Source organism: Bartonella sp. AP3QHHD, from assembly GCF_042195765.1.
In the GTDB taxonomy this organism is placed as follows: Bacteria; Pseudomonadota; Alphaproteobacteria; order Rhizobiales; family Rhizobiaceae; genus Bartonella.
In genome coordinates this window covers 54494-79664 of record NZ_JBHIPC010000089.1, presented here as the reverse complement: position 1 = coordinate 79664, position 25171 = coordinate 54494, and the positions used below count along the sequence as shown (strand labels likewise).

Genomic DNA, 25171 nt, shown 5'->3' with positions numbered 1-25171 from the left:
TAGGCAAGGACAACAAAAAGGAACAACGCTATAATATCCAAAAGCGCCAATCAATCCCCACATTACAACCAGAAATATAACTTCACCCAAAAGCTAAACCTCCCTAATGACAAAGTGTAGACTTTAAATAATAAACTAAAAAACACAAGATACTATTAGAAAAGTTCCCACAAGCTTATATATCCATTATTAATTGCATCAACTCGAGGTGAAAAAGTATGGTCATTACCTTCATGTATAACCAATGCCGGTAAAATAGATAAAGCTGCTCTGCTTCCTCGTTTTGCGTAAAATAAAAGACGAATTGCTGCTGTTTTCGCACGGGCATGCACAGGAATTATACAAATACCACCAAAACGCCCTTCTAAAGCACGCAAGATATCTGTCAGCGATTGTGGACGTGCAATGAGCCCTAAGTATCCACCTGGCTTAACAATAGCTGCTGCACTCCGCAACCAGTTATCAAACATTGCTTCAGACATAACATGTGCTTCAGATTTTTGTTTATCAGGTGTCTTACGATCGGTGGGATTATTAAAAGGTGGATTCATAATCGCAAAATCAAAGCTATTATCTATCAAACCTGCTTTTATACGGGCATTCCCTTTGAAGGTAACATCTGCTTCTAGCAAACAAATTCGGCTAGCAAATTGTTTATTTTGTTTTAGCATAAGCGTTTTTTGAGCGTAAGATACCATAAAAGCTGAACGTTCAACTAAGGTAACATGAACTTTCAGACAACGCGAAGCAACAGCCAACCCTGCAGCTCCAGCACCTGCGCCTAAATCAACAACCTTGCCCTTTAAATTACTTGGAACCAAACTAGCCAATAACATCGCATCCATTCCAGAACGATGACCATATTTATGGGGTTGAACCAAATAAAATTTTCCGCGGTGAAAACTGTCAATTGTTTCACCACTCTGATTCGTTGTTTTATCCATTTAAAAGCCTAATGTTCACCTTTATAAACTGCATTTTTGCCATTCAGCTGCTATTTTAAATTTTTTTATTATTTCATAACAACAAGATTACACTCGCTAAAGAACATTTCTTGCCAATAACATTCCAAGCTTACACTTCAAAGCGCCATCAAAAGCTTGAGTCAAAACCAAACCCCCTTTATGCTAGTAAATAAAGTAAATTTTATATATGTCCATTGCAATACTCTAGGAGTAAACACATTGAGCGCAGCTATCAAACCAGAACAAATAAGAAATAATCAAATTTCTCTTCAATCTCTTGTCAATCTTACTCAAAAAGATATGGAGCGTGTAAATCAATTTATTCTCTCTATGGCAAAATCAGAGGTTGAGATGATCCCTGAAATTTCTAACCATCTTATTTCATCAGGTGGAAAGCGATTACGCCCAATGATTACGCTCGCTTCTGCTCATATGTTCGGTTATCAAAGTGACGGACATATAAAACTCGCAACAGCTGTTGAATTTATGCATACAGCAACATTACTACACGATGATGTGATTGATGAAAGTAATTTGCGACGTGGAAAATCCACGGCACGGATGATTTGGGGGAATCAAGCAAGCGTACTTGTTGGTGATTTCCTGTTGGGTCAGGCTTTTAAAATGATGGTCGATGTCGGTTCCATAGAAGCGCTCTCTGTCCTAGCGAACGCTGCTGCAATTATTGCTGAAGGAGAAGTCATGCAACTTTCTGCTGCAAAAAATATCAAAACCAGCCCTTCAGACTATCTCAAAATCATCAATGCCAAAACAGCCGCACTTTTTTCAGCAGCCGCTGAAGTAGGACCGATTGTTGCTGGCTATGGACATAAAGAGCGTTCTTCATTACGTGAATATGGAACATCTTTAGGTTTAGCTTTCCAATTGATTGATGATGCACTTGACTATAGCGGTAGTGCTCAAAGCTTAGGAAAAAATATAGGGGATGATTTTAGAGAAGGAAAAATAACAATGCCTGTTATTATCGCATATGAACGTGGAAATATAGTAGAAAAAAATTTCTGGAAACAAGCACTTGAAGATGGCAATAACAATAATGAAGCCTTCGCATACGCGCAACACTTAATAGAAAAGTATGATAGTATCACAGATACAATAGAACAAGCACGCATCTACGGAAAACATGCAATTGATGCTCTTGTTCCCATGAACGAAAATCTTGCTTACAATGCTCTCGTTGAGACTGTTGAATTTTGTATTGCGCGCGTAAACTGAATTCTTTGCAAGAATCGCAGTATTTCTCAATAAAGTAATGAGATATGATCTATAAACAACACCATCGATTGATTATCTTGAAAAGGATTAGCTCCATGTGCTCTGCAACGGTATCCCGAATTTTTACCCTCTTTATCGTGGGTATCATGCTGATGCCATTCCCCACCTACAGTAAAATAAGCACCGCAATTCATACAAGCTCATTTACAGGTGCTTATTTAGCTGGAAGGGTTGCAAATCATGAAAATAAAACAGAACTTGCTATCAATTACTTTAAACAAGCACTCATTTATCAACCTGATAACATTGAAACACAAAAAGAGCTCCTTGAAGCTATGCTCTCGGTCGGAAACTTTAAAGAAGCTGTCCAACAAGCCCAAAAACTCAAAGAGCAAGATGTTATAACTCCCTTTGTTTCCTTAACTTTGTCAGTAGAAAGTCTCATCAAAAAAGACTATAAGAATGCCAATTTTCTTCTACAATCAAAAGAACCTCCGAAATCCAATAATCCAATACCTGAACTCATCGGTGCTTGGATTAAATTTGGATCTGGACAAAAATCTCAAGCAATCACTGATCTTAAGAAACTCAAAGGTCCTGTCTGGTATGACCTTTTTATATCTTATCATCTAGCACTTATGAGCGACCTTGCAGAACAGCCAAAGGATGCAAAAAAATATTTCATTAAAGCACTGAATAACAAACAGGGAACTCTTATCGCTCCTAATACTTATGAGCGTATTATCATAGCCTATGCCTCATTCCAATTGCGCCATAATATGCGCAACCAAGCTCTTCAAACAATCCAGCATGGCGAACAAATGTTGTCAGATCGAGAAGTCCTTAAAAACTTTCGAGAAAAAATTGAAAAAAATTCTTTCTTAGAGAGAGTTATTAAAACACCTCAACAAGGAGCAGCCGAGGTATTATATAATTTTGGAACAGCCCTCAACTACAAAAACTCAGGGCGAATTGCACGTATTTTTAAGCAATTATCTTTCGCCTTATACCCTCAAAATGACGCAACACTGTTTCAGCTCGCACACATTTCTGCTAAATTGAACGATCCACATCAAGCAATTAAACTTTATCGCGCTTTATCCCCTAAATCTCCTTATTATAAAGATGGACAACTTCATCTTGCATTCCTTCTTGCCAATAACAACAATTACAAAGAAGCAATAAAATTACTCACATTGTTAAATAAAAAATTTCCCAATGATCGTAATATTTTGATAACGCTCGTTGCTTTTTATATGCAGGACAATAAATTTCTTGAGGCCATTAAAACTCTAGACTACGCTATTACAAAGATAAAAAACTTTCAGCAGGACGATTGGAAACTCTTTTATCAGCGTGGTATTGCTTTTGAACGTTTAAAGCAATGGTCAAAAGCAGAACTTGACTTGCGAAAATCACTTGAATTTTTCCCAAATCAACCGCAGGTTCTTAATTATTTAGCCTATTCCCTTGTGGAACGTGGTGAGAAGCTTGAAGAATCGCTCCGTATGCTACAAAAAGCCTCTGCTTTACAAGCTCACAACAGCCATATTCTCGATTCTTTAGGGTGGGCTTATTATAAACTAAAAGAATATAATAAAGCAGTGCAAATATTAGAAAATGCTGTCAGATTACAACCTGAGGACCCAACACTGAATGATCATTTAGGGGATGCCTATTGGAAAGTTGGGCGTAAACGTGAAGCAATCTTTCAATGGAACCATGCAATTGACGGAAAACCAGAAAATTCTGAACAAATTCAAGAAAAGTTGAAATTTGGTTTGCAATAAACGATGCTTAACCATAAACCACATGAATAATAAATAGAGAAACTAAAATTACTTTGGTTTTTTGTTTAGTCCAATATAAAGAGTATAAAGCGTGAAACTACCTGAACATCTTAACCCCAAACGTTCTTTTCAGGGACTAATCTTAACTTTGCAAAATTATTGGGCACACTATGGATGTGCAATTTTGCAACCTTACGATATGGAAGTCGGAGCTGGGACTTTTCATCCAGCAACAACATTACGCTCTCTAGGACCACGCCCTTGGAAAGTTGCTTATGTCCAACCCTCTCGACGTCCAACAGATGGCCGATATGGTAAGAATCCAAATCGTTTACAACACTATTATCAATTCCAAGTGCTTCTCAAACCCTCTCCGCTCAATCTACAAGAACTTTATATAAAGTCGCTACAAGCTATCGGGCTTGATACAAAACTGCATGATATTCGCTTTGTTGAAGATGATTGGGAAAGTCCCACTCTTGGTGCTTGGGGGCTTGGATGGGAATGTTGGTGCGATGGAATGGAAGTCTCTCAATTTACTTATTTTCAACAAGTGTGCGGCATTGAATGCGCTCCTGTTTCAGGGGAACTCACATACGGTCTTGAGCGTCTAGCGATGTATATCCAAGGGGTTGATAACGTCTATGACCTTAACTTTAATGGTTTGGAGGGAGAAAACAAAATAAGTTATAGAGATATTTTTTTACAGGCAGAACAGGAATACTCATATTATAACTTCGAATTTGCTGATACAAAACTGCTCCATCAGCACTTTATCGATGCAGAACGCGAATGCAGCGCACTTCTTGATGCTGGAAAACCAAATAAAGAAAATGTATTCCATCGCTGTGTTTTTCCTGCCTATGATCAATGTATTAAAGCAAGCCATATCTTTAATCTTTTGCAAGCACGTGGCGTTATTTCTGTAACCGAACGACAAAATTACATTCTTCGCGTTCGTAATCTCGCCCGCCGTTGTGGGGAAGCCTTCTTACTCACAGAAGCTGGACAAATATATACTGGAGAAGCCTAATGTCTGATCTTCTTCTTGAACTTTTCAGTGAAGAAATCCCTGCACGTATGCAACGAAAAGCTGCTGCTGATCTTAAAAAATCTGTTACAGATCAACTTGTGAATGCTGGATTGATCTATGAAGCTGCTCGTGAATATTGGACACCTTGTCGGCTCACATTGGACATACGCGGACTTTCCATACGCTCCAAAGATATCCATGAAGAACGCAAAGGTCCCAGTATAAAATCACCACAGCATGTAATTGATGGTTTTCTACGTGCAACAGGATTAAACGATATTTCTGAAGCGCATATTGGACATGATGATAAAAAAGGTCATTTTTATATTGCTAAAATTGTTAAAAAAGGTCGAGCTGCAGAAGAAATTATTGCCGATATTTTACCGGATATTATCCGCAACTTTCCGTGGCCGAAATCTATGCGTTGGGGAAAAGATTCAGCACAAAGTGGTACTCTGAAGTGGATTAGACCTTTACAAAACATTCTTTGCATCTTCGGACCAGAAATTGGTGAAACACATGTTATTCCGTTTACAATTGGTTCTCTTAAAAGCAATAATTTAACTTATGGTCATCGTTTCTTAAGTGATGGAAAGCCATTTCAAGTGCGCCGCTTTGATGACTATGTTACTCAACTTGAAACCCATAAAGTCATTCTGGATGCCGAAAGACGAAAGAATATTATTTTAGCTGATGCCCAAAATCTCTGCTTTGCAAACGGTTTAGAACTGGTTCAAGACAATCCCCTCCTAGAAGAAGTTGCTGGTCTTGTTGAATGGCCTGTTATCTTGATGGGTGATTTTGACCAATCATTCCTTGATATTCCTCCAGAAATTATTCGCTTGACCATTCGAGCCAATCAAAAATGTTTTGTCACCCGCAAACAAGGAGAAAAAGTAAAACTTTCTCATCATTTTATTCTCGTTTCTAATATTCTTGCAAATGATGAAGGCAAAGAAATTTCGAAAGGAAATAGTAAGGTTGTCCGTGCCCGTCTTTCTGATGCACTTCATTTTTGGCAAACCGATCAGCGTGATTTGCCTGATCTTCAACAATTGGAATCTTCTATAAAAAAATTTCAACTTGATATAAAAAAGCCTCTCGATCAAAGAATGGCACGACTTGATCATTTGAATGTAACTTTTCATGCTAAATTAGGTACACAAGGAGCAAGGGTAGAACGCATTGCTACACTCGCACAAGAAATTGCCCCTTTGATACAAACAGATCCTCTTTTAGCAAAACGTGCAGCCATCCTTGCAAAAGCTGATTTGCAAACAGAAATTGTCGGAGAATTTCCTGAACTACAAGGTGTTATGGGGAAAAAATACGCCCTTCTTCAAGGGGAAGATCCTCGCATAGCTGTAGCAATCGAAGACCATTATAAACCTCAAGGACCAACAGATCGTCTTCCACAAGAACCACTTGCTATAACCGTTATGCTCTCCGACAAAATTGACATGCTCGTTGGCTTTTGGCTCATTAATGAAAAACCAACGGGCTCAAAAGATCCCTATGCGTTAAGACGAGCAGCATTGGGAATTATTAGGCTTGTACTTTCGCGAGATTGGAAAATCAATCTTATGCCACTGTTTCAGTTAGCAATGAATCTTTTCTTACAACAAAAAAATAAATATGAAATCTCTCAAAGAGAAAATTCACAATTGATGAATCTGCTTCCAGAAAAAAATGAATATATTTTATCAGACCTGTTATTCTTTTTTCATGACCGTTTGAAAATCTATCTAAAAGAGGAAGGTGCTCGTTACGATGCCCTTGAAGCCGTTTTAAATAAAGATTCTGATGATTTTTTATTGGTTGCACGTCGTGTCGAATCGCTTATCGCTTTTATCAATACCTATGATGGAATGAACTTTGTAGCCTCTGTAAAACGTACTGCCAATATTCTTGAAAATGAATTTCAAAAAAGCACAACAATAGCGAATGAAATTAATCCTGAGCTCTTTGTCGAGAAAGAAGAAAAGCAGCTCTATCATGCAATCTGTGAAGTAGAAAGAAAGGTTCTTGCCCCCATCAATGCAACAAATTTATCATTTGCCCTCAGTGTGCTAGCGCCACTTGGAAAATTGATTGATATATTTTTTGAAAAAGTATTGGTGAATGATAAAAAACCTGATATTCGTGCTAACCGTCTTGCTCTTCTCAAACGCACTTACATTGTGACACAATCGGTTGCAGACTTCTCAAAACTTGTCATTTAAAATCAAAATACCCTATTAACTGATAAAAACAATGAAGATAATTTTTTCTTTTTTATGACTTTTATTAATTAATATTGAGAAAATTATGCAACCAAAGAGAGTGTTCTTTATCTCTCAAATATCATTAATTAAGATATGTTTTCATTTTGATAAATGATTCTTTCTCAAGAGACTCTTTGATAAGTTCATCAGCCTTGTTAGAATCTATTTCCCTTGCAATAAGGGTACGTGCTGTAGAAATTGCCAAATCAATCGCCGATGAAGAAACCATGCGTATTGCATCGGCTTCTGCTTGGGCAATTTTTTGTTCTGCCAATTTATTGCGGTTTTTTACATATTCTTCTGCTTTTGCACGGGCCTCAGCAATAACAGATTCAACTTCATGCTTTGCTGCTGCAATAATTTCTTGCGCATCTTTTTCTGCTTCTGCATGTTTGCGTTGATATTCAGCCAATATTTCCTGTGCCTCTTCACGAAGACGCAGCGCCTCATCCAGTTCATCTTTGATACGTTTCGCGCGTGCATCAAGATGGTGTATAACCCTCTGTGGAATTTGGAAATAGACTAAAAGAGCCAAAAAAAGAACTAACCCAACAAATGCCCAAAAAGTATCAGTCATCTTTGTCTTCCTCCATAATCCGCAGTTTTAACAACTGAACGAACAGCCTCTTTGCTGATATCAACGTCAATCAATTTTTTCACAATTTCAAGAGCTACTTCTTCAGCGATAGAACCAACATTTTGCATCGCTTTATCCCGAATTTTTGTTATCTGTTTTTCAGCATCTGCGAGTTTTTTCTCTAGACTCTCTTCAATTTCTTTCCGTTCAAGCTCTGCCTTTTCTTTTAATTCTTCACTAGCTACCTGCGCTATAGCCTGCGCGTTCAAACGCGCTTCCGCTAATTTCCGCTCATAAGTTTCAACAACAATGTCTGCTTCTTGCTTCATGCGCATTGCCTGATCTAAATCAGATGCTATTCGATCTCGCCGTGTTTCAATAACACCGCCAATACGTGGTACAATTACACGGGAGATAAAAAGATAAAAAAGTACGAAAGAAATTGCCAACCAGAAAAAATGCGAACCAAAATGCACAAAATCAAAAGGCGGAAACACACGATTTGCATGCTCTGCCACTTTTTTAATATGTTCTATCGACGTTTCAGTGTTCTGTGCATAAGCGCTTGAAACAAACATCTTCTTTCATCCCTTAAATAGCTTATCAAAGCCCTCTATAACCGATGATAACTGACTAACATCTCTCTGGTTAAGAGCCTAAAAGGGTAAATCTTTCCTCATGCAAGAACAGATATACCCTTTTGATGATGATTAAACCCCAAAAAGAAGTAATAAAGCAATGAGCAATGAAAAAATTCCCAAAGCTTCTGTTACAGCAAAACCAAAGACGAGACGTCCAAACTGACTATCTGCTGCTGATGGATTTCGTAATGCACCAGAAAGATAGCTACCAAAAATATTACCAAGTCCTAAAGCTGTTCCAGCCATACCAAAGCAAGCAAGACCAGCACCAATATATTTTGCTGCAAGCACCATTTCCATGTTATTCTCCTTTAAAGCGAAATTGCATTATTCGACGGAAAACCGCCAGTTCTATTAATGTCCTGGATGAATTGCATCATTAAGATACATACAAGTTAAAACCGTAAAGACGTAAGCCTGAAGAAATGCGACCAAAAACTCAAGAGCAGTAATTGCTACAGTCATAATAAGCGGTAAAATCGAACCACCCACACCTACGAGTCCTACCCCAATCATTGAAACAACAAACCCAGAAAACACTTTAAGCGTAATATGACCAGCAAGCATATTCGCAAAAAGACGAAGAGAAAGACTAATTGGACGGGAGAGAAAAGAAATAACCTCAATCATTGTCACCAGAGGTAAAACCACAACAGGAACTCCACTGGGAACGAACAGTTTCAAAAAACTGACCCCATGCTTATAAAAGCCATAACCAATCACCGTCAAGATTACCACCATTGCTAACGAAAACGTGATCATGATTTGAGACGTAACCGTATAAAAATAAGGAAAGAGACCAATAAAGTTAGCAACCAAAATAAAAGTAAACAGAGAAAAAACTAAAGGGAAAAACTGCATTCCCTGCACACCAGATGATTCCCGCAGAGTCGATGCTACAAATTCATATGCCATTTCCGAAAGAGACTGCATCCGCGTTGGAACCAATCCACGACTCGATGATGAAATAAAGAGAAAAATAGAAGTTACAACAACCGTGAGGACTGTAAACAATGATACATTTGTAAACGATAAATCCATATTTCCTATGGAAATCTTAATCAGCCTTGAAACCTCAAACTGATGAATAGGATCTGGAGCGTGTGCTGTCACTTCAACCTCATTTATCGGACCTCTCATTGGCCCCTTTATCTTGTTTATCTTGGCGCAATACGCCTTTTTTTCCTAATTGACTGGAGGAAACATACCCCACAGACCGAAGAATACTCAATACACCCGCAGCAAATCCAAAGAAGAGAAAAAATACCAATCCCCAAGGCCATGAACTTGCTAACTTATCAAACCCCAACCCCAAAACAATACCAACTATAATACTTGCCAGAAACTCATTGGAAAGCTTAATTGCACCTGCCATCCTTCCTTGTGATTTTTCCCGCTTACTCTTATACTCCCACTTCTTTAATGCTTGCTTGCGCACTAAAGCTACGCTTAAGTTCCTACTACGACATTCCAAATCCTCTGAATGAAGACACTCTCCTTGCTTTTTCTCTTCAGCCTCCTTACGGCTCATAACGGGTTTCTCGCCCATCGCCATCATTGGCTCCTTAATTAAAAAGCAACGTAAGAATACATTTCATAAAACCGTGTGTATCATATTGTTCCCGAATTTATTCGTCAAGATACTAAAAGAAATCTATCACAAGTTATCGTATAAATTTCATTGCAGAAATAACGTATTTTTCAATTTACATGCTTTCTTAAAAAGATATTCTAAGCACCTAAACCGATTTCACGACAGCACCCGTGAATGTATAATGAAAAGTTCCCGTGAATAATATAAAACTTATAGAACAACCATTTTACGCTTAACGAAAGGTGTAAACTAATACCATCTTATTTTCCGGCTCCCAATGTTATATCAGTCCTAGTTTTGAAAGAGAACATAGAAAACTAAAAACAGTATGAGAACGTTGGTTTTCTCCTTTTATTCGAATAAACTTGCACTTTTCATTTTATGAAAATGATAATAATCAATGGTTTCTGTATGATCCTATTCGCAAAGTATTTTATATACACCATTACAAGCCTCATCACGAAATGAGCTTGAGGGTATTAAGAGAAGCTCCTTTAAATACAAGATATTAATAAATCAAAAATTTCAAATAGATTAAGCCAATAGAACACAATAAAATTTAAATATGATTACCATACCACTTTATACAATTTTAATCTACTTTTATAAACTTCGCTCCTTACAATTGAATATCTGTGGATTCAGCAAATATTTTTGCTTTTTATTCAGACAAACAAGCAAAAGCGCTTATTCATAAGCTTTATTTTTATGAAACGATAATCTAATGCTGCTTTTCAAACAAGCATCATAATTATATTCCCCTACCCTCATATTGCATCTATTCTTGCACTTAAATAACCCATTAAGAGGATTATGTACTCTTTCTTAAATACTCCCTATTAAACTCTTCTCATGACATGCAAATAAATGATCTTTATCAAGATGAGAGAGCTCTATTCAATAGCGCTCATGATAAATGATTATCAATAAAATTAAAACTTTAGCAAATAAAACTTTTTCTTTTATGAAAAGAAAGATCATTAAAAAACTTATTTTTAAGATTCTTAAGTATAGATTTCATTCACTTAAAAAATTAAAGAGTTATCATTTCTTCTTGGAACGTGTCGCAAAAGGATTATCAGAAGCTCGTAATGATATGCGAACGGGTATACCAGACATATCAAATGTTTCACGTAACCCATTGACAAGATAACGCAAATACGACTTGGGCATACTTTTGGGGCGCGAGCAGGAAATCATAAATCCAGGAGGACGTGTCTTAACCTGTGTGATGTATTTAACCTTAAGTCGACGTCCAGAAACCGCAGGAGGTGGATGATGTGCCACAACAGTTCCAAGCCATTGGTTCAATTTAGCCGTCGAAATGCGACGATTCCATACACGGTGCATCATCATGACATTTTCCATCAGTTTATCAATCCCTTGACCATATTGTCCTGATAAAGGAACAGCTCTCAAACCACGAACTTGAGGAAGAAATCGCGCACCTTTTTCATGCAAATCAATCAATGTGGTCTGACTGTTTTCAATAAGGTCCCACTTATTGAAAGCAATAACTGGAACACGCCCTTCACGAATCACAAGATCAGCAATTTGTAAATCCTGCTTTTCAAAAGGTATCGTTGCATCAAAAACAATGACCACCACTTCTGCAAAACGAATAGCACGTAAAGTATCTGCAACAGATAGTTTTTCTAATTTTTCTTGAATTCTCGATTTTCGACGTAAACCTGCAGTATCAAAAAGTTTAATATGACGACCACGCCATTCCCAATCTACAGAAATAGAATCACGCGTGAGTCCTGCTTCTGGTCCTGTTAACAATCGCTCTTGTTTCAACATACTATTGATAAGAGTGGATTTTCCTGTATTGGGACGCCCCGCAATTGCAATCCTAATGGGCTTACTTTCATCGTAAATAAGCTCCTCTTCTTCCAAATCCTTTACATCATCACCAACAGATGCAGGTTGTATCATTCTATCTTCTTCTTTGTTGTTGCCAAAAGCATGCTCTGACCCAACAGCATCTATAATTGCATCACGCAGATCACTAAGTCCCAAACCATGTTCAGCCGATATTGGGCACGGCTCCCCCAAACCTAATGACCACGCCTCATACTCTCCTCCTGTTGCCGCTCTTGACTCAGACTTATTGGCAACAAGCACAATTGGCTTTCCTGATTTGCGAACCAATGAAGAAAAATTTAAATCACTTGGTGTTATTCCGCTCTTTGCATCAAATACAAATAAAATAAGATCCGCTTCATCAATTGCAACTTTTGTATGAGAACGCATACGCCCCTCAAGTGTATGATCACCTGCTTCTTCCAGCCCAGCGGTATCAATCACATCAAAACATAGATCTTGAAGTTTTGCCGCATGAATACGCCGATCACGTGTTACACCAGGCTTATCATCAACCAAAGCCAATTTTTGCCCAACCAAACGATTAAATAGTGTTGACTTCCCAACATTGGGACGACCAACGATAGCAATGGTAAGGCTCATCGATTTATTCCTTATTTGCCTTGCCCTCTGCTTGTATAAGCTCAAGCATCATTCGAGCCCGATCTGTTATTTTTAAACCCAAAGAACCTTCTTCAGAAATTTTCTTAAAATAATAAACCGCCTCATCCATTTTATCCGCCTTATAAGCAGCTAAGCCTAAAGCTTCTCTTGCAGACATACGCATAGGATCGGTATCACTTGCCATATCTTTGATGCGCTTTTCAACATCAGTTAATGTCCCTGTATCAACCAGAATATAAGCCGCCCGAATTTTTGCAACTTTCTGCAAAATCTGCGGTGCTTTCTCATCCGCTGCAACAGAATCAAAGATCTCCACTGACTTAATAATATCACCTTTCTCCATGAGTAAAGAAGCCTCACGTAAACGAGCAAGAAAAGGATACCCCCCAAAATGAGAGGTTTTAACAGTTTCTAATTGCTTTATCGCTTTATCAAAATCACGTGTATCCGCAAGATCAAGACTCTTTACAAATGCATCACCAATATAACCAGCTTTCTTTATTTGTGTATGATGATAAACTTGATAAGCAACTATCATGAATATAAAAAGAATAGCTGCTCCAATAATTGAAAAACCATACCGTCTCCAAAAAGCAAGCGCCTTTTCCTGACGAAATTCTGCATTCACTTCAGCAATAAAACTATCATACGACATATATCATACCTTGAAAAAAGTTACTTCACCTATGCTTTTACGCATAAATGGATAAAGATGGTAGCCCTAATTAACTAAAAATCTTTAAATTGCTCGTTTATTTATTTTAAATCAACATGTAGCCAATTCAATCAGATTTTTGCAACAGTCTTAATCGAAAATGATGTAAGCACCCTGTTTGTTCACATTACAGCTTTTACATATATTGAGTCTTATGAAAAATTCACTGCCTTAATATTTATCATGATTGCCTATCATCTCAAGCGAACTTTCTCCCCATTATATAGAGGGATAATCTTTTGAAGTCTTCAACCGCAATCGTTGGTTGTATTGGATTATACAATTATAATAGAAAAACCAATTCTTGAAAAAACTTGAATAAACAGTAAATTTCCACGAATACCTACTAAAACCAAATAGATAAATCTTATCTGTATCAAAAATACCGAAGCGCCATGATTAAAGTGTGGTATAATTCCAAATCTTCAGTTAAAGTTCTATATACAAAGTGTATCCCTTCAGCTTATCTTCATGCGATTAACAACTTTTTATAATTGATCCTTAAAGTTTTTTAAAATATCCTATTGTAAGGGCCAAACCCACATAAGCATTGGAACAGCAATAATAACGATCAACACCGCCAATGGAGCACCCAAACGTGGATAATCACTAAAACGATATCCTCCTGGCGCCATCACGAGCATATTACTTTGATGTCCAATAGGTGTAAGAAACTCACAACCCGCACCAATTGCAACAGCCATCAAAAAAGCTTCAGGCTTATAATGAAGGGAATGAGCAAAACTTGACGCAATTGGTGCTACCATCATCACTGTTGCTGCATTATTCAAAAATGGCGTGACCAACATAGCTGTCACCAACATAAGTGCTAAGGCACCAGATGGTGGGAAAAATATTGCCAATTGGCTCAGCCATTGACCAATGAGATCCGTACATCCTGTTTTCTCTAACGCTTCACTCACTGGAATAAGAGCCGCTAATAGTACTAATATTTGGCCATCTAATGCCTGATACAGATCACGCGCGGGCAAAACGCGAAAGATAACCATTGCAGCAGCAGCAGAAAAAAAAGAAAACGCAACGGGAACAATATGAAAAGCTGTAAAAATAATTGCTATAAATAAAACAGCTAAAGAGATGAAACCATGTCGTAAATTTCCAAACACAATATTTCGTTTTGCTAGGGGCAGGCATTTCAATTCTCTTAACAAATTTGGAATAACTGCATCCTGTCCTTGCAAAACAATCACATCGCCAAGATGGAAAATAATATCATCAAGTCTTCCCCGCACCCTTTCATGTTGACGACTTAACGCAAGCAGATTTACATTATAGTGATCAAATAGGGAAAACTCTTTCGCACTAATACCAATAAGGGGTGAATTATGGGTGATGACTGCTTCAATAATATCGATGTCACTGTCCTTATCACCTGCAGCAATAGTTCGCCCCTTAGAAAACTCTAAACGAGCAGAGTTCATCACGCTATCTAACCCTGTATGCGACCCTTCCAGCAAAATAATATCATTTTCAGACAAAACAAAATCTGGTAACGGTGAAATAGATACTTTGTTTCTGATGATTTGAATCACCATAACATCACCACTTGATGGCTTAACCAAATCAACAATATTTTTTCCCACAATCGGTGAATTTATTGGAATATGCACTTCTGCAACATAATTACGAATATCAATGGCATCATCAAACGATACACCTGAACGTACACGCACAGGCAAAAGCCAATAAAAAAGAACCAAATATAAAACACCAGCCGTCGCAATAACCGCACCAACTGGTGTAAAATCAAACATAGTAAAAGGTGTTCCGGCTAAACGTTCTTGCATCGCTGAAATAACAACATTGGGAGATGTTCCTATCTGTGTCATAAGCCCCCCCAACAAAGAACCAAAGGCCATGGGCATCAAAAAGACAGAAGGAGAAACCTGAGAACGACGTGCAAACTGAAAAGCTATCGGAAGCATAATAGCCAAAGCACCAATATTTTTAACAAACATTGATAATACGACAACAGAAAGAACTAAAAAGGCTAATTGAAGACGCACAGATTTCACGTCTGGCCATATCCGTTGAATAATAAACTCCATTATACCAGAGCGCGATACAGCCGTACTGACAACAAACACACTCCCCACGATAATAACGATATCATTACTAAAACCGCTAAAAGCTTCCTTCGGACTGACAAGACCAAGGGCACAAGCTATTAATAATGTACAAATAGCAACAAGATCATAACGAAATCGATCCCAAATAAAAACAACCATCATGAGACCAATGATCGAAAAAGCCATTATTTGATTTTCTGTCATAACACTTACCTCTCCCCATTAAATTATAATGAACAAGAACATATTTTTTATGTTTTAAATATTCCTATAAACAGCAGCAAGATAAAAGCAGACATCGGAATATTTTAGGATAATTTTAAAGTGATAAAAAATTATGATGCGCATAAACTTACCTCTCCTTATTATGCGTTCTTTTCTATAAAGAGCTAAACTCAAAGAAAATTGATAAAAGTTGATAAAGCTATATTGCAAAAAAGATGAGAATAACTCTAATATAGAGAGTAGATAATTGTTGAAACTGGTACACGCTATATTTAAACCTTTGTCGTTGCTTAAAAGAATTTATCTTCACTCTCAATTCAAAGAGTGATAAAAATGAAAGAAGAAAGAATGGTCAATCTTAATAGTGGGTATCAAAGTAACCTCAGATATTGGCTCACTTGTATTATTGGATTTGTTGCTATCTTGGCAATTATAATTGTTGGTGGATTTTATATCGCAAAACCCTATCTTGACAGTTTTGTAAAACAAGAAATAGCCCGTCGTGGTATAAAAGCCCGAACATCTGAAGTAAGCATTCTAGGTAAAATCAATTTGAAGAATGTGACATTACCTGTTCCAGCTGGTACATCACTTAGAATTGGTGCCATTTCTGCCCGTCCTCCCCTTTCCTTTATTCCCGGAACTTTTACATTTTATAATGTTGATTTAAAGCATAATAATATTCATGTGCAAATTCCCCAAATTTCTCTTCGGAGTGTATCCTTAAAAGAAAAAGATAGAACGATAACATCACGGCTTTTACAATCAATGATGCGTATTGAGCTTTCCTCAATTATTGCTCCCAATATACAACTTTCTATAGAAAATAAAAATAACCGAATAGAAACGGTTGAAGTCAAGAATTTCCAGCTTTCTGATTTTAGAAATAACCATATCCATTCAGTTAGTATCAAAAATATGGATCTTAAAACGGTCGTAGCAAATGGTGCCAAACAGATGCAACTTATGGCTAAAAGTGATACAATAAAAGCCCATGATATCGACATCAACTATGCCTACTCTATCATTTTTGGAAAAAACAATGCTCTCAATCAAGGTAAAACCGTTACTGGCCCCATTTCTTTGAATAATATAAGTGTCGATATTTTTGAAGAAGCAGAAAAAAACAGCTCTTTCTTCCTTGGGCAGTTTAAAACATCTGGTTTAAAGATGAAACCGCTTGAGCAACCTCCTGAAAAATTAATCAAAGCTTATCTTAATGCAAGAAAAGAGAATAATAAAATCGCCGAAAAAGTAGCACAAAATGGTCTTCTTCTAAACATACTGCTCGCCATTACCTCAGCGGATGCCAAAGTTGATAATATCACCGTTGATATACCGCAGTTGAAAGCAACGCTCGAATCATTCCAATTCAAACCAAGTTTGTGGAAACAACCTATCCCTAAAAAGCTTTTTCTTTCTCTCAATAACCTTTCCGTTTTACCTAAAAAAATGAATGAAAAAGACTTAGATTTCTTCAAAAATCTGAACTTTGAGCGCTTTAATGTTTCAGGAAAAATTGATATTTCTTACGATGAAAAAAAACGTATACTCTTTCTTGATACAATGTCTTTCAATATGAAAAACGTTGGATCTGGGAACATATCGGCTAAGGTTATTGATGTTGATGAAAAGCTTTTTTCTGGTCAGAAAAATATAATGATTGCTGCGTCTCAAGACCTTGGCATCAATGAAATTGATATACAATATACGGATGCAGGTTTCATTGATAAGCTTTTTTCTTATCTTGCGCAAAATCTTAATGACAGCCAACATGATCTAAAAAAGGAACTTTATGACGATTTCTATCTAATGATGACGCAGACCCCAAAAATTCTGCTAAAAAATCATGACGAAGCAGAAAAAATTTCAAAATCCTTAGGAGAATTTGCTAAAAATCCACAAACATTGATCGTTAAAATTAAAGCAAACGATAATAAAGGTCTCGCAATAGTTGATCTCGAATCTGCTCTACAAAATGATCTATCTAAGGCTTTAAGCAAAGTACATCTCACTATTAAAAATGAAGCGTCGCGTTAAACATTTTGTGCTTTAAACATGATGATCTTGTCTATAAATTAAGAACTTTATTCCTCTTTTTTCTTTTGTATGATACAGAAGGTATCATACAAAGTCATTTATACAGAGAGTATAGAATCTAAAATTGACGATGCTTGGAGTTGTTCATGTCTGATTTATCTTCAAATCGCCTGCCTAATCGCGTTTCTCGTGTCACTAATCAAGCGCTTTCTGCTATCGAGCGTTTTCTCCATATTGAAGCTCTTAGTGGTGTTGTTCTTTTATTAGCTGCTGCTGCTGCACTTATTTTTGCCAATTCTAAATATGCTGCTTTCTATGAATCTTTTTGGCATACACCTCTTGGCTTTAATTTGGGTCATTTCACTCTTTCATGGGATTTACATTTCTGGGTTAATGATGCCCTTATGACTATTTTCTTTCTCGTCGCTGGAATGGAAATTCGACGCGAAATTCATGAAGGTGCTCTTGCCGATTTTAAACAAGCAATCTTACCAATTGTTGCTGCAATAGGGGGCGTTTGTGTTCCTGCAATTATTTACTTTATCTTCAATTTTAACGAAGGACATATCCGCGGTTGGGCTGTGCCAACAGCAACAGATATTGCCTTTGCTCTAGGTATTCTTGCTCTTCTAGGAAAAAAAATTCCTTCTAATCTTCATATTATTCTTCTATCATTAGCAATTATTGACGATATTATCGCTGTTCTTATTATTGCTTTTTTCTACTCAACAAACATTGATCCTAGTGGTTTAATGATTGCAGGAGCGGGTATTGCTTTGGTACTATTTTTTCAGTGGATCGGGCTTGCATCAGCATGGCTTTACATTTTACCTGGTGCAATCATTTGGTGGGGTTTAATGGTAACAGGCGTTCACCCATCGCTTGCTGGCGTAATCTTAGGGATGATGACTCCCGTTCTTCCTACCCGTACTCTTGTAGCGCCACTCACCATGCTCAGTAACGCTATGCAAATTCTTCAAGAAAAAAATACAAAAACAGATCTGCATCATATTTCAACAGCATTGAAAAAGATGCGCAAAGGACAACGGGCCATGATCGCCCCAGTAACACGTGTTCAAAAAGCATTGCATCCATGGGTTGCATACGGTATCATGCCAGTTTTTGCCTTCGCAAATGCAGGAGTAAGTTTTGCAAACTTTGATCTTTCTTCTGACAAATCATTCTTGATTGTTCTGGGTGTTGTCATTGGTCTTTTCATCGGTAAGCCTCTTGGTATTATCACTGCCAGTTATATAGCTGTAAAATCAGGGATATGCCGCCTCCCCCCTCATATGACCTGGACAGGCGTTTTACTCATTGGTTTTTTAGCAGGAATTGGCTTTACAATGTCTATTTTTGTTTCAATGCTCGCTTTTAAAGATATTATTCTGCTTGATGCGGCAAAAATTGGGGTCCTCTGTGGCTCTGGTTTATCTGCTCTTATTGGTCTGGGATATGGATTTATTTATATTAAGCGCAATAAAGGAATTTCTCATAGTTCCTAACAAACTAACTGAAAATACATTTTTATGCAGAACTTTTAAAAAGCGATTTCGCTCATTTGTTGGGTTCGGACGATATTTAATGTAAAAGCTGTTGTCTCGCCTCATCTTTACACTTATAAAGGAGAAAACTAACATCATCATACTATTTACGAGCTTCTAATGTTGAAACACCTTTGACTCTTAAGAAGTCTTATAAGAGATATTTTATTCCTTTCTTCAATATTCTTTTACTCATGCACCAGCTCCACTCATGTTGTGCACAGAAATAATTTTAATTGTTTCAATATAAAAGGCTTCGTGGTTTCATAAAAGCTGCCTTTCGTCGAGACTATTATTCACTATAAAGAAAAAATTAATTATTATGAATCAATATCTTATGTTTAATTATACGAAACAGATAAGAATAAGCAAAGTTCAATAATCAGTTAAGTAATTCCATGGTTTATTTTTTTCCAATAAACCACCCTCCTCGTTACTGATTTTATTGCCGGTATTCTAAACAACTTTAATTTTATCTTCTTAAAAAGCACATTATTTTTGGGTAAAAATATTTAATTTATCATTATAAATCTTGAATGAAATTCAAATATCGTATGATTTTTTCATTTCAAATCTGTACATGATGAATCAATCAAGACTATTCGCTTACACGTCACAAGCCGAAGAGAAATATGGATTATTGAGGAAAGAAATAAGAATGCTTCATCATATCCATACAAGAGCTGTTCAACACGAAAACTAAAAATTAAATGATGACGACCAACTGACACCTTTGATCTAAGAAGGAGATGGGGCCCCAATAAATTTTACGTTACACCATCCACAAACGCCGTAATGGGCTTGGGGAGAAATATTTCTTTAAAACAAGCGCGTAAATTGGCACTATAATAGCGTTTTTTTTACGTGAAAGGCATATATGATTTAATAACGCAATAAACAAAAACGTGAACCAATGTGTAATATCCATTATTTAAAAGATATTGCTGTCAACCCCTTTGAAAGTTGTAAAGCAGAATTAAAAGGAAGTTGTAAAATGGAAGTTGGTTTTCACTTTTATGGCTTCATATTCTCCCCCAATTAGGTTTTATCTCCATTTCAGAAATTACCCCAACAGGTATACGCAACATCCTTGTTCCTATCTGGCATACAAAAACAGGAGTTGCTCGTAGTCCCCTTACCCGTCTCAATATATATCGTCAAACATGCATCTACGCTGATATTAGATATTGATACAGGTAACAAAAAACAAAAGATTTTTTTGGAATAACAACGTCATAACATTACTACTAGATTGACAATGGAGTGGAAAAATATTCCCGTTTTTTATCATCGACACATCGCTTGTCTCACTCCATGAAAGAATTAAACTTGAAGCATGCTTCCATAGGGAGCACTCTAGTTTACGTAATTAACTCGCGGGAAAAAAGAAAATCCTAGTCATTTAGACTATTCTAAAACATATGATTGGTGGAAAAATAGAGCATATATATCGTTGTTCTCCCCTTTTTCCGCTCTTATTTGATATTTATTTTCTTTTTGTTTAAAGAGCTCGCTCTATATTTCTTGATACCATAAAATACTCTTCATAGATAATTTAAAAAGCAATATTTTCGAGACTTTCAAATTATACAACGCCACATAAAATACAAGAAGAGTAAAATAATATGGCTATATTTCTCACAAGAAGAGTTTTGCTTACAAAGACCACCATTTGCAAAATATGTAAATATGATAAGAAACTAGCACAATATACTGCAAAAACGAAAGAATGTATTTCATGTGTGATTGGCAGTATGACACAGAAAATACTTATAATAGAGTAGTTAAGGGAAGAAAGTTAACCTAAAGAACATATGGAGGTATCAAAACTTTGAAAATCTTAATCATAATTCAAAAAAGAGAAATAGACATGAAAAAAAATTTAATTAATAAAATCATAAAAGCAACACACTGTAACATTATCATTAATTTTGATCTATATTTACATGATTTTATGAAAAGTACTTCTGAATAAGCTATAAACGCATAAGATATGGTAATTTTATAACTTATAGTGCAACATAAATATTGTCTATAAAGATATATTTTTTTATTGCCTCATAATATGGAAAAAATTAAATTTTCAAGATATGCATAAAGTCATAAACAATCATTTGATGACAAACTAAACATCTCTAGAAAATACATCATCAATTCTATTTTTGGTAATTCCGTCACTAATCCAATGAGCGCCCATTTCTCTAAGATTTATAATATTAAATCTGTATTCACGAGGCTGTCCCTCATGTAACATGCATTCTTTGAATAAACGCAGTGCATTGTTCCTTAGTTCTATTAAGGCTTATCGTATAAGTCTTCTCCATCCCACTCTATAGGTTCTAAAACGTTTATAGACGGCATATTTTATATCCCTTCTTAAACAGAGTTTTTTACCTAAACATCTTTCTCTTGTAATATATAAGTGACCATTTTAAATTCATCATGAACAAGTTTAAAATAAGAGAGTTCTGCTGTATTAAATATTCCATTTAAGTTTAAAATATAAATTATCCTTAACAAAAATTATTAATTATATATTAAAGCTTTACGTTATTGAAACTCTGTTGAAACTAAAAAATACTTATCCCTTATCAAGTGCATAAACAGCATGTAATGTTCTAACCGCAAGTTCAGTGTAAGCACTATCAATCAAAATAGAAATTTTAATTTCTGAGGTCGTAATTGCTTGAATATTAATACCCTTTTCAGCCAAAGCCTTAAATGCTGTAGCGGCAACACCTGCATGACTACGCATTCCAATACCAATCACAGATACCTTGGCGAGATCGCTTTCAAATTGGAGAACATCAAATCCAATTTCTTTGCGATTCTTCTCAAGAAGTGTAACGGCTTTTTCTACATCTGATGATGGTACCGTAAAAGTCATATCAGTTTTTGAGCCATCTTCAGAAATATTTTGCACAATCATATCAACATTAATGCGTTCTTCAGCCAAGGGACCAAAAATTGCTGCCGAGATCCCTGGACGATCAGCAAGCCGCCGAAGGGAAATTTGTGCTTCATCCTTAGCAAAAGCAATACCAGTAACATTTTGTTGTTCCACAATTTCATCCTCATCGCAAATAAGTGTTCCAGAAGAACTCATTGGATCCTCCATGCCTAACGCATCAGGATCCTCAAAACTTGAACGCACAAAGGTACGAACCTTATGAACCATTGCCAATTCAACAGAACGAACCTGTAAAACCTTTGCACCAAGAGAAGCCATTTCTAGCATTTCTTCAAAAGCTACTTTTGGTAAACGACGCGCTTTCGGCTCTATACGTGGATCCGTTGTATACACACCATCCACATCTGTATAAATATCACAGCGATCAGCTTGTACAGCAGCGGCTATAGCAACAGCACTTGTATCTGATCCCCCACGCCCTAAGGTAGAAATCCGGTTATCCGGAGATAACCCCTGAAAACCAGCAATAACGGCAACCTGACCTTCCTGAAAACACTCGATTAAAAAAGATCCATCAATATTAGTAATACGTGCACGGCCATGCGCATTGTCTGTATGAATAGGAATTTGCCAACCAAGCCATGAACGTGCATTCACCCCCATTTCTTGAAGTGTCAAAGCCAACAAACCTGAAGTAACCTGTTCACCAGAAGCAACCACAACATCATATTCACGAGCATCTCTATGCATAGAGGAAGCATCACTTGTCCACTGAACAAGTTCATTTGTTTTACCAGCCATCGCAGATACGACAACGGCTACCTCATTGCCTGCATCAACCTCTCTTTTGACATGCCGTGCAACATTATGAATACATTCAATGTTTGCTACAGATGTTCCACCAAATTTCATGACAATGCGCGCCATTAATAACACTCTTACCTTTACATCTCTTATCTCAAACAGTAATGAGAATTAGATGCTGTATCAATTAACCATTTTCTCGACATAGCGAATATCTATCATTTGTGCAAGTTTCATTATGATTATATTAATTTCTCTTGACTTTGTATAAAATCTACTTGACCTGATCATTAAAAATAAAAGGAAGGCAACATGATCGATGAAACACAAACAACTATTGATCAAAGTGAAATTGATCATTTTTCACGTATTGCTACAGAATGGTGGAATCCACAAGGAAAATTTCGACCTCTTCACCAATTTAACCCAACACGCCTTGCTTACATCAGAGAAAAAATCTGTTTAGAGTTTAATCGTGACCCTTCTTCACTTACGCCCTTTGACAATTTGAAAATTCTTGATATTGGCTGTGGAGGAGGCTTGTTATGTGAACCAATGGCACGTCTTGGTGCTATGGTTGTAGGCGTTGATGCTGCACAAACAAATATTGAAGTCGCAAAAACCCATGCAGCTCAAAATGACCTTTCCATTGATTACCGCACGACGACAGCAGAAGTACTTGCCAATGAAGGAGAAAAATTTGATATCATCCTTAATATGGAAGTTGTTGAACATGTCGCTGACGTTAATCTCTTCATAGCAGCTACAGCAAAAATGTTGAAACCACAAGGGTTGATGTTTGTCTCAACACTCAACCGCACATGGAAAGCATGGGGGCTTGCTATTGTAGGCGCTGAATATATTCTACGTTGGCTTCCTAAAGGAACCCATGATTATAAAAAATTCCTAAAACCTCTAGAACTTAAAAATTTCTTATCAAAAAACGCTCTGACTGTCATTGATGAGATAGGTATTACTTATAACCCATTAAACGACAGCTGGAATCGCTCAAAAGACATGGGCGTTAACTATCTCCTTCTTGCAAAACGGTCTTAAGAATATGTAATTTACAAATATTATATGCCTTGTAATAGAGAATTCAGCTTTCCCTCAGCCTCTAAAGCATAAAGATCATCACAACCGCCAACGTGATAATCACCTATGAAAATTTGTGGAAATGTATTACGTCCATTTGCACGCTGTACCATTTCTTGGCGAAGGGATGTGGAAGCATCAATATCTGTATACTTTACGCCTTTTTTATTAAGCAAATCACGTGCTTTTGTACAATAAGGACAACCAGGACGTGTATAAATTATTATCTCTTTCATAGTATTATCCTCCAATATTTTTTAATAATATTCATTTTAAATTCCTCTTAAGAAGAGGGAAAAATAGAATCTTCTTTGAGAACACGCGAAAATGTTAGCACATCAACCTGTCGTGCACCTGCATCTTTTAATGCAGCAGCTGCTGCTGTAACTGTTGCACCCGTTGTAAATACATCATCAATCAGCAAAACAGAACATCCTTTGAGATATTTTTTAACTTTATGCGAAACCTTAAAAGCATTTTTTACGTTAAGTTTTCTCTCTCTCGAAGAAAGACTAACCTGCGGACGGGTATGCCGACAACGAACAAGCCAACTCGGTTTTAAAAGCTTTTTTTGTGATGCTGCAATATAACGTGCAAGCTCAGCAGATTGATTATAACGCCTCTCCCAAAAACGACGAAAATGCAATGGAATGGGAATAATAACATCACAATCATTAATAACCTCGCGTCCAGCAAACATCATCCAATTGGCCATAAATGATGCCAATTCTATATGATCACCATATTTTAAGCGCGTTACTAAAGTTCGTGCAAGCCCTTTATGAACAATGACTGAGCGAACACGTGAAAAAGGATGAGTATTACGGAGTGCTTCACCACTAAGAAAACCTTCCCCCATATCACAAACAAAAGGAGTCCCCATAACAGGACAATAAGGTTTCGTGATAAATTGAAGTTCTTTCCAACATTCGGAGCAAATCGTACCATAAGTAGAAACATTTTGCTTACATCCAGGACAAATTGGTGGATAAAGCATCGTTTTCAAGCGTTCAACGAACTTACTTAGTATATCTCCGCTATTTAACGCCGCTTCTCGAAAATACAACATTATAAATTTAGGCTTTTACAAGTTTCCCTTAGAACAAAAGTTCCTTTGTATTTCCTCAATTTATAATTTTAATTCCTTTAAAAACTCT

At 36.7% G+C, this 25171-nt stretch carries 19 protein-coding genes; 7 read left to right on the top strand and 12 right to left on the bottom strand.

The annotated features are described in order from the left end of the window. Positions 1-155: 155 nt before the first annotated feature. Positions 156-944, bottom strand: a complete 789-nt coding sequence (locus ACFIL7_RS07810) for a tRNA1(Val) (adenine(37)-N6)-methyltransferase (protein WP_375633556.1) — start codon at positions 942-944, stop codon at positions 156-158. Between the two features lie 180 nt (positions 945-1124). On the opposite strand from ACFIL7_RS07810, the gene ACFIL7_RS07805 reads away from it, so the two are divergent. From ACFIL7_RS07805 to glyS, 4 genes are all read left to right on the top strand, one after another. Beyond that, positions 1125-2201 carry a polyprenyl synthetase family protein gene (locus tag ACFIL7_RS07805; RefSeq protein ID WP_273787893.1) on the top strand — a complete coding sequence of 359 codons (1077 nt, stop codon included), beginning with the start codon at positions 1125-1127 and terminating at the stop codon, positions 2199-2201. A gap of 95 nt (positions 2202-2296) precedes the next feature. Next, complete coding sequence (locus ACFIL7_RS07800; RefSeq protein WP_375634697.1) at positions 2297-3991, top strand: tetratricopeptide repeat protein; 1695 nt, start codon at positions 2297-2299, stop codon at positions 3989-3991. A 91-nt stretch (positions 3992-4082) separates the two neighbouring features. Further along, entirely contained in the window at positions 4083-5024 is a 942-nt protein-coding gene (locus ACFIL7_RS07795) for a glycine--tRNA ligase subunit alpha (protein ID WP_375606430.1), read from the top strand. Beyond that, positions 5024-7246 carry a glycine--tRNA ligase subunit beta gene (glyS, locus tag ACFIL7_RS07790; RefSeq protein ID WP_375634698.1) on the top strand — a complete coding sequence of 741 codons (2223 nt, stop codon included), beginning with the start codon at positions 5024-5026 and terminating at the stop codon, positions 7244-7246. The genes ACFIL7_RS07795 and glyS overlap by 1 nt, the downstream gene beginning before the upstream one ends. Before the next feature lie 124 nt (positions 7247-7370). On the opposite strand, the gene ACFIL7_RS07785 is transcribed toward glyS, so the two are convergent. From ACFIL7_RS07785 to ACFIL7_RS07750, 8 genes are all read right to left on the bottom strand, one after another. Next, on the bottom strand, positions 7371-7865 hold the full coding sequence (locus ACFIL7_RS07785) for a F0F1 ATP synthase subunit B (protein WP_375612090.1): 495 nt from the start codon (positions 7863-7865) through the stop codon (positions 7371-7373). Next, positions 7862-8443, bottom strand: coding sequence for a F0F1 ATP synthase subunit B (locus ACFIL7_RS07780; RefSeq protein WP_375633551.1), 582 nt, complete (start codon positions 8441-8443; stop codon positions 7862-7864). The genes ACFIL7_RS07785 and ACFIL7_RS07780 overlap by 4 nt, the downstream gene beginning before the upstream one ends. 132 nt (positions 8444-8575) lie before the next feature. Then, on the bottom strand, positions 8576-8806 hold the full coding sequence (locus tag ACFIL7_RS07775; protein WP_005773968.1) for a F0F1 ATP synthase subunit C: 231 nt from the start codon (positions 8804-8806) through the stop codon (positions 8576-8578). Between the two features lie 54 nt (positions 8807-8860). Further along, positions 8861-9619 (bottom strand): F0F1 ATP synthase subunit A, encoded by a 759-nt coding sequence (locus ACFIL7_RS07770; protein ID WP_375623586.1) that lies wholly within the window; start codon positions 9617-9619, stop codon positions 8861-8863. Positions 9620-9626: 7 nt separating this feature from the next. Further along, positions 9627-10061: an AtpZ/AtpI family protein gene (locus ACFIL7_RS07765; RefSeq protein ID WP_375633550.1), complete on the bottom strand. Its 435-nt coding sequence runs from the start codon at positions 10059-10061 to the stop codon at positions 9627-9629. Positions 10062-11144: 1083 nt separating this feature from the next. Next, complete coding sequence (gene der / locus ACFIL7_RS07760) at positions 11145-12569, bottom strand: ribosome biogenesis GTPase Der (RefSeq protein ID WP_375634699.1); 1425 nt, start codon at positions 12567-12569, stop codon at positions 11145-11147. A 4-nt stretch (positions 12570-12573) separates the two neighbouring features. Next, on the bottom strand, positions 12574-13245 hold the full coding sequence (locus ACFIL7_RS07755; RefSeq protein ID WP_375618447.1) for a tetratricopeptide repeat protein: 672 nt from the start codon (positions 13243-13245) through the stop codon (positions 12574-12576). A 581-nt stretch (positions 13246-13826) separates the two neighbouring features. Beyond that, positions 13827-15599, bottom strand: a complete 1773-nt coding sequence (locus ACFIL7_RS07750; protein WP_375634700.1) for an SLC13 family permease — start codon at positions 15597-15599, stop codon at positions 13827-13829. 354 nt (positions 15600-15953) lie between these two features. Between ACFIL7_RS07750 and ACFIL7_RS07745 the strand changes: the two genes are divergently transcribed. Then, a complete protein-coding gene (locus ACFIL7_RS07745; protein WP_375634701.1) occupies positions 15954-17660 on the top strand; it encodes a hypothetical protein in 1707 nt (568 codons plus the stop codon). Between the two features lie 146 nt (positions 17661-17806). Then, positions 17807-19165, top strand: coding sequence for a Na+/H+ antiporter NhaA (gene nhaA, locus ACFIL7_RS07740; protein ID WP_375636598.1), 1359 nt, complete (start codon positions 17807-17809; stop codon positions 19163-19165). Between the two features lie 2620 nt (positions 19166-21785). Here the strand turns inward: nhaA and ACFIL7_RS07735 are convergent. Continuing rightward, complete coding sequence (locus tag ACFIL7_RS07735; protein ID WP_375633544.1) at positions 21786-23042, bottom strand: aspartate kinase; 1257 nt, start codon at positions 23040-23042, stop codon at positions 21786-21788. A gap of 189 nt (positions 23043-23231) precedes the next feature. Here ACFIL7_RS07735 and ubiG point away from each other — a divergent pair, with 189 nt between their 5' ends. Beyond that, positions 23232-23975: a bifunctional 2-polyprenyl-6-hydroxyphenol methylase/3-demethylubiquinol 3-O-methyltransferase UbiG gene (gene ubiG / locus ACFIL7_RS07730; RefSeq protein WP_375633543.1), complete on the top strand. Its 744-nt coding sequence runs from the start codon at positions 23232-23234 to the stop codon at positions 23973-23975. A 20-nt stretch (positions 23976-23995) separates the two neighbouring features. Here ubiG and grxC read toward each other — a convergent pair whose 3' ends face one another. Then, positions 23996-24250 (bottom strand): glutaredoxin 3, encoded by a 255-nt coding sequence (gene grxC, locus ACFIL7_RS07725; RefSeq protein WP_375618441.1) that lies wholly within the window; start codon positions 24248-24250, stop codon positions 23996-23998. A 47-nt stretch (positions 24251-24297) separates the two neighbouring features. Continuing rightward, entirely contained in the window at positions 24298-25083 is a 786-nt protein-coding gene (locus ACFIL7_RS07720; RefSeq protein WP_375683491.1) for a ComF family protein, read from the bottom strand. Between the last annotated feature and the right edge of the window lie 88 nt (positions 25084-25171).